Source organism: Aeromonas aquatica (genome assembly GCF_000764655.1).
GTDB classification, from domain to species: Bacteria; Pseudomonadota; Gammaproteobacteria; order Enterobacterales; family Aeromonadaceae; genus Aeromonas; species Aeromonas aquatica.
The window spans coordinates 1-7,601 of the sequence record NZ_JRGL01000131.1 but is presented as its reverse complement, the minus strand read 5'-3'; the positions used below and the strand labels follow the sequence as shown (position 1 = coordinate 7,601).

Sequence of the window (7,601 nt, the reverse complement as noted above, 5' to 3'; positions counted from 1 at the left end):
GGCGAGAGCAGCTCATGCTCCCTCCTTGACCGCAGCATTCTGTTTGGCTGCATGTTGCTTGCTATGGCAATCCACACAGAGCTTGATGCGGGATTTTTCGGCGATCCCGACCATGGGTTCCTTGGCCGGATGCAGCGCATGACAACTGGTACAGGCCAGCTTGTTGGCATGGACGTCATGGGCCCAGAGCGACTTGCGCAGGGCATCGGGCTCATGGCAGCTCATGCAGACACCGTTCTGCTGATCGAGGGGGAAGGCCTCATCACCGAAGCGCATCACGTCAACCATGCCACCACGCTGTTTGCGGTGCTTGGCCGAGACATTGCCATGACAGTTGGTGCAGGTGACAGTCTCACCCGTATTGGGGCTGGTGACGCTGGCATGCTTGCCGTGCATTCCCTCGGCCCCGTCATGACACTTGCTGCAGTTGGCCAGACGGGCGACGGCCTTGCGCTCGGCAGCCACCTTCTTCTCTGCCTTGGCTTTGGCATCGGCATTGGCATTAGCATCGGCCGTCGAGGCGACCGTCGCCGTGGCTGTCGAGGTCGTCTCGGCATTCGCCAGCTGCGGCAGGCTCAGGCATAGGCAGGTGAGTAGCGCCCACTTGATAACGTTATTCATATGAAATTCCCGGTCTCAACAATCCATCGGTACCGCCTGCTGACAAAAAAGGAGCAGAAAGCCGCTCCTTTCACGGTCGGTACCCGGGCAGGGCCGCCAGCCAATTAGGGCCGGGGCGTCTTACTAGAAGGGCTCGTTAACTCACTGCTTGCTTGCGTAGAATTCGCTCAGCGCCTTGAGATCTGCTTCGCCCATGGTGGAGATGGCCTTGTCCATCTTCTCGTCCACGGTGCGCTTGCCGGCCTTGACCTCCTGCAGGGTGCTCAGCATGTAGCCCTTGGGCTGCCCCGCCAGGATGGAGGCTTCATCATCCACCAGCGACCCACCTTCGGTGTGGCACTTCTCACAGCCAGCGCTCTCGTGCAGCTTCTTGCCGGTCTGGGCCAGGGCGGCGTCAAACGGTTGCTTCATCGGCGTATAGCTCAGCCCGGCGTAGTGGGCCGCCAGCTCATCGATCTGTTCCTCGCTGAGTTTTTTGACGATATCGGTCATGTTTTTGCCGTCGACAACCTTGGCCGGGCGGCCATCCAGGTAGGAACGCAGCTGATCCCCCAGGTTAATTTCGGCAATACCGGCGATGGTGGGAATATCGGCGTGGGTGCTCACCCCTTGGCTACCATGACAGGCATTACATGACTCGAGCAGAGAGTCGATATTAGCGTGCGCAGTTCCCATAGATCCCAACAAGAGCGACGCAGCAAAAAGCTCATATTTCATTTTTATTTTCATAGCTGTACCTCAAGTACATAATTTTGACATTGCTTTATCAATTAATTTACATCCAAAAAGTAAAATAAAACGTCACGCCACCGCGAGATCTAAAGTTGTATGTAATATATAACTTATTGAATTGAATGAAATTTCTCATTCAGCTCCTATACAGGAAAAATTAATTCTCAGGCTGCGTATTGGTTTTGCAGATAACTTTTTGGGACCTTTATCAACAATCGACAATATATAAACCATATAATCAAGATGGAAATGATTTGTGAATAAACAGGTCTTCTATCGAGTCTTTTTAGGGGTGTATTTTTAATTTCTTTGACTTGGCTCATATCTCTCAATGAAACAAGGCATGCGATAAATAAAAAGGATAAAAACGATGAAGTATTGGAAAGCAATAATGGCGGCGGCACTGCTGTTCGGCCTGTCATCCTGTGGTGGCGGCGACGACAGCGACAAGAATGATCCTCCTCCTCCGACCCCGGGTGATCCCGGCTCCGTCGTCTTCTCTGCCAAGGCGCCGGTCTTTGTCAGTGTGGCGGCACCCGAGGGCGCCGCGGCAAAGAGCACCGAGAAGCTTGCCGTCGATTTCAGTCTGAAGGATGCGCAGGGCAATCCGGTGGAAGTGGGGACGACCGAGATCAGCTTCAGTGTCACCAAACTGATCCCGGGTCGTGTGGTCGATGGCCCGACGGGCCCCGTTGCCGGTCCCTCGATCTGGAAGGCATTCATCTACTCCAAGTCCAAGGCCACCTTCGAGAAGAGCACGGCGGGCACCCTGGAGAATCTGGGCAACGGTAACTATCGCTATCTGTTCGCCATCGACTTCAAGAATGTGCTCGATCCCTATCCGACCGATTCGGCCGATAACGGCGGCATCATCGCCTGGGATGACGGCAAGCTGCATCGTCTGGCCGTCACCTTCGGCAGCGCCGAAGAGGGCAGCACCATGCCGCTCATCAACTACACCCTGGACTGGGTTCCGTCAGGTGGCACCGCCGCCCTGACGCGCGACATTCTGGAGATGGAGAGTTGCAGTGATTGCCATATGGATCAGCCGATCCATCACAGCACCCGCAACGATCCCAAGGTCTGTGTCGCCTGTCATAACGACAGTAACCCGACCCAAACCGGCCGTATGTCGCTGGCTGTGTTGGCACACAAGTACCACAGCACCGGTAAGGACAACGTGGATGCGTCCCTGGCCAAGGGTGGGCATTATCCGCAGGATCCGCGCAACTGTGACACCTGCCACAAGCCCGCGACCCCGAGCACGCCAAACGCCAACGACTGGACAGTGCCGACCGAGCAGACCTGCAAGGCTTGCCACGCGGATTACGCCTCACCTGTGAAAGAGCATCATACCGGTGAGGATTGCCGTGCGTGCCACGCCGATGGCAATGCAGATCACGCCAGCGCAGGGGTGACCAACGTTCACCTGAATCGTCTGAAGGGGATGCAGGCCGGTGCCGCCACCCTGAAGATCGATATCAAACACGCGCTCTATGACGTTGCTACCAAGCAGGTCACCATTGGCTTGTCTATCAGCGAGAGCGGGTCCCCCATCGAGATGCAGCGGTTGTCAGACATCGCTTACATGAGCCCGGGCCTGCTGGTCAACTGGGATGAAGGCGAAGGTCAGGTGCTGCCCAACAGCCACTCCTCGATCACCTTGAAGAACTGTACCGGCGGGACGGGTGACTTTACCTGTGTGACAGATCCTATCCTGGAGGCAGTGCCTGCCAGCGATGCGGTGCTGACCATCACCGTCGCCGACATGGGGCTCTGTGTCGAGAAGAAGGCGACCGAGCTGGATGGTTTGCCAGCAGGCTTGAAGGCGTGCCCGGCGGATGGCTTGAAGACGATCTCCAAGGATCATTTCGAGTACATCGCGGCGCCGAATATTCCGGTGGCGCACTTTGATCTCAACGGCAACCCGGTTGATGGCTACCAGTTCGGGGTGGGGGTCGAGAAGGCGCTGTGCGAAAACTGCCACAAGAACTTCGAAATCCACTTCGGTGGTACCGCGTATGACCATGCTGCCCGCGACTTCAACCAGTGTGGCAACTGCCATAACGCCAACCGTGCCTCCTTCTATACCGGCATGGCGGGGGATCTGAAGTACCACGTGCACTCCTACCACGCGATGGGTTCCCACCGCGGGGCGGCTCATGCGGCGACCGAGGATGAAGCCAAGGCGCTCATTCCCTTCCCGGGCAAGGTCAACAACTGCGAATCCTGCCATACCCAGGAGCAGTTCAACTTGCCCAACCAGAAGAACGTTCGTCCCTCCGTGGTGAGCAAAATCACCAATTTTGGCAAGGACAACGCAGTCGGCGGCATCGGTGACAACGCAGATACCAGAGCCAACAAGTTCTACAGCCCGGCGCTGGTTGCCTGTGGCTCCTGTCACCTGAAGTCCGAGCTTGGCAACGTCAACCTCTCTACACCGGTTGCCGGTGACGAGTGGGCCTCCCACATGCAGGAGAACGGAGCCGTGTTTGGCGCCGACACTGCCGAAGCGGCCATCGGCGTTGAGCAGTGCGACTCCTGCCATGCCATCGGTCAGGAGCAGGGTGTGGACAAGGTACACAAGGTGTTCGACTTCCGTTGATCGCCCCAGGCCGGGGGGCAACCCCCGGCCGCTATCGTCGAGGAATAACAATTATGAAATGGAAAACCCCGCAGTGGCTGTGGGCGGGTGTCCTGGCGTTTGGTCTGTTGCCGCTGGCGGCACAGGCGGCAGACCAGGCTCCAGACGCGAGCGCGCAGATAGAAGCCCAGCTCGACAAGAAGTTTGCCGAAGGCAAATACTCCCCCAAGGGGGCCGATACCTGTCTCAAGTGCCATGATGCCGAGTCGGACAAACCGGCTACCGGCATTTTCCACAATGTGCACGGCAACAACGGGGTGCCTGGCAGCCCGATGAGTGATCTGCAGTGTGAAGCCTGCCACGGTCCGGTTGGCAATCACGCCCGCAACCCCCGCAAGGGTCAGCAACGGGAGCCCATGATCACCTTTGGCAAGGAGTCACCGGTCCCCGTCGAGAAGCAGAACAGCGTCTGTCTCTCGTGCCACAGCAAGGAAGCCGACAAGATGGGCTGGCACGCCAGCACCCATGCGGTCGAGGATGTGTCTTGTACCAGCTGCCATGCGCTGCACGTCGAGAAAGATCCCATGCTGGACGAGAAGAAGCAGGCCGAAACCTGCGTCAGCTGCCACCCGAAGGAGAAGTCGGATCTGCACAAGCGCAGCAGCCATCCCATCCTGAACGGGGACATGCAGTGCTCCAGTTGCCACAATCCGCACCAGTCGCAGAACGAGGCGAGCCTCAAACAGCCGACGGTCAACGAGAACTGCTACGAGTGCCATGCCGAGAAACGCGGCCCCTTCCTGTGGGAACACGAGCCGGTCACCGAGGATTGCGCGCTCTGCCACAACCCTCATGGTTCCATCAACCAGTCCCTGCTTGACAAGCGCGTGCCCCAGCTGTGCCAGGAGTGTCACCGGGTGCCCCACGCCAACGTGCAGATCCCGGAGGGTGACCTGAAAGCGCGCGGCGGCAGTTGCCTGAATTGCCACAACCAGATCCACGGCAGCAACCACCCCAATGGCCGCGCCTTGAGAGAGTAAGGAGAACAGCATGAAATATTCAACGCTATGGCTCTCCCTGCTGGCCGCGATGTCGGCCCAGGCCGCCGAAACGGTCACCGAGCAGTCCGAAGAGATGTTCTTCTCCGGTTACTCCCTGCAAGAAGCCAAGCCAGCCAAGACCAAGAAATGGGCTTGCAACGGCTGTGAGCAAGCCGAAGGCTGGACCGGTGAGATGGGGGTCAGCGCCGGCTACGCCGATAACGATGGCGCCAGTCGTTTCAACAACTGGGTCCCCACCATCGACGAGCAGGGCATGGTCGGCATCTTCAATGCCGATGCCAGGCTGCAGGGGGAGGGCAGCAGCTACACCAAGTTGAAGGCAAAAGACGTAGGTCTCGAGCGCTTCGGGCTTGCCGTGGAGACGGGAAACTATGACGGCGTGCGGTTGAACGTCGGTTACAGCGAGACGCCCTACTACTGGAGCAACGATGGCAAGACCGTCTATCACGGCAGTGGCAACCAGCTCACCGCAGGTAGCCTGGAGAGCTTCGACAAGGAAGTGATGCGCAAGAAGGTGACGGCGGGGCTGGCCTATACGCCAAAATCCCCCTGGCGCCCCCATGCCAGCTTCAGCCACGAAGTAAAAGAGGGCACGTTGGCGAACTACATGAGCCGTGTGCCCGGGGTCGGCAGCGTACCAGGGCTCGCGCCCAAGCCGGTCGAGGGCCAGGAGACGACTCTGGTCAAGGCGGGGGTCAGCTATAAGGCCGAGCAGTGGCTGGTGGACTTCTCCTATGACGGCTCGCTGTTCCGCAATGAGAAGTATGCCGCGCTCTATTACCAGGATGGCGCCAACCAGAGCGAACGAGCCTATGAGCCGAACAATGATTTCCATCAGTTGGCGCTCTCCGGCCAATACCAGATGGGCAATCATTTCTTCAACGGTCGTGTGCTCAGCAACCGCGCCACCTCGAGTGGCAGCTTCAACGCCTTCACCGCCACCACGGCGGGGGATGGGTTTGAGGGCGACATCGAAACCTTCCAGGCCGACGGCCGCTGGGTGGGGCGGATGAGCCGTGATCTGACCCTGCGTGCCAACGCCGAATACCGGGATCGTGACGACCGATCGGATCGCAGCGTGGTGCTGAACGGCGAGAAGCCCCAGAGCACGGATCGCAACCACACCAAGCTCGGGCTCGCGGCGGATTATCGCCTGGCCCGTGGCTTGAAGCTTATCGGTGGCTACGACTATCTTGAGCAGCACCGTGACTCGGCCGATCGCGAGAAGGTGGATGAGAACACCCTCTATGTGAAGACCGTCTATCGTCCGGCCGCCGCCTGGCAGGCCGACGCCAAGCTGGCCTACAGCACGCGTGATGGCTCCGACTGGAGTCGTGATGACGGATCCAACGGCACAGGCCCTAGCCTGCGCCCGTTCTATCTGGCGGATCGCGACCGGCTCGAGCTGAGGGCCGATGTCAGCTACCAGGTCAGCGATGATCTGGAGACCACGGCCAACATGTGGTGGGCGAAGGACGAGTATACAGAGGGGGACATCGGTCGCAGCGAAGGGGAAGACTATGGCTACGATCTGGGGCTGAACTATCGCCTGAGTGAGCGAACAGATGGTCATCTGTTCTTCAACCAGCAGTGGATCGCCTCCAGTCAGAACCATGCCAACTCGGATGCGCCGACCTGGAATCCCTACTACACCGATATCGCCGACAGCGTGACGACCGTCGGCCTCGGGATAAGCCACAAGACCGAGTCCGATATCGAGCTGGGTCTGGATTACAGCTACTCCTACGGCAAGGGGGAGACCAACGCGAGCGCCGGGGTCAATTATGAAGACAACCGCAGCGAGCAGCATCGTGTGGAGCTTTATAGCACCTACCCGCTCAGCGAGAACCAGTCGCTGCGGTGGGATCTGCGCTATGAATCTTTCAAGGGGGAGGACTTCCTGCTCAGCGGCGAACAGGCCAGCATGGGTGACCTGGATGATGACTACAACGCCTACTTCACCTCTGTCTCCTGGCTCTACAAGTTTTGAGCCTGTGACAGGTCTGTCGGCATAGATCGGGAGGGGAACGACGGTTCCCCTCTTTTTTGGGTGGGGCAATGGCCCGCTCGCCGAGCAGATGCCGTGATCGACTCATCTCACAGCGCAAACTCAAGCCTTCTTCGACTCTGGTTGGCGGCAGCCCATCACAGTGTCGATGGGGCCGTTGCTCGCTGTCATCGATCATCAGGTCAAAGCGGATGTCCCGCCTCGCTTCTGCCAAGTCGTGATAGCCCGTCGCGGGGACCCATTCTGATTTCAAATTGTGCAATAGCCCCTTCATCGACCCGTTGCCCCAGCACTTCCCCATGATGCTCGACTCGCTCCTCTTGATGCCCTGCTCATGATCTGGCCCTGATTTGCATCCAGGACTTCGCCGGCTGCGTCCCTGTGCCTGGCGAGGAGATTTTCCTGCGCACGGCCACCACGGATCTCCCTGTATCAGAAGATCACCCCGATCAGGCGATCGAGCAGTACCTCGAAGGGAAACAGGGTGAGCAGCAGGGGCATGAAGGGGACCACGGTGGCCAGCACCAGTTGCAAGAACATGTCCCGACTGAACGGCAGGGGTCTGACCTCCTTGATCACGGTATAGGCGTTGCCC

The 7,601-nt window shown here is 58.7% G+C and carries 5 protein-coding genes; 3 read left to right on the top strand and 2 right to left on the bottom strand.

Translation table 11 applies throughout. From position 1 onward, the window contains the following. Window positions 1–12: 12 nt before the first annotated feature. Window positions 13–621, bottom strand: a complete 609-nt coding sequence (gene netB, locus LG30_RS0117590; RefSeq protein WP_033131999.1) for an Nrf-like electron transfer protein NetB — start codon at window positions 619–621, stop codon at window positions 13–15. A gap of 141 nt (window positions 622–762) precedes the next feature. Further along, a complete protein-coding gene (pdsA, locus tag LG30_RS0117585) occupies window positions 763–1,338 on the bottom strand; it encodes a periplasmic diheme shuttle PdsA (protein ID WP_277604993.1) in 576 nt (191 codons plus the stop codon). 385 nt (window positions 1,339–1,723) lie between these two features. On the opposite strand from pdsA, the gene LG30_RS0117580 reads away from it, so the two are divergent. The 3 genes from LG30_RS0117580 to LG30_RS0117570 are packed head-to-tail and all read left to right on the top strand — an operon-like array spanning window position 1,724 to window position 6,988. Further along, window positions 1,724–3,958, top strand: coding sequence for an OmcA/MtrC family decaheme c-type cytochrome (locus tag LG30_RS0117580; RefSeq protein WP_033131997.1), 2,235 nt, complete (start codon window positions 1,724–1,726; stop codon window positions 3,956–3,958). 53 nt (window positions 3,959–4,011) lie between these two features. After that, window positions 4,012–4,977, top strand: a complete 966-nt coding sequence (locus tag LG30_RS0117575; RefSeq protein WP_033131996.1) for a DmsE family decaheme c-type cytochrome — start codon at window positions 4,012–4,014, stop codon at window positions 4,975–4,977. Between the two features lie 10 nt (window positions 4,978–4,987). Further along, window positions 4,988–6,988 (top strand): MtrB/PioB family decaheme-associated outer membrane protein, encoded by a 2,001-nt coding sequence (locus LG30_RS0117570; RefSeq protein ID WP_033131995.1) that lies wholly within the window; start codon window positions 4,988–4,990, stop codon window positions 6,986–6,988. Window positions 6,989–7,601: the final 613 nt, after the last annotated feature.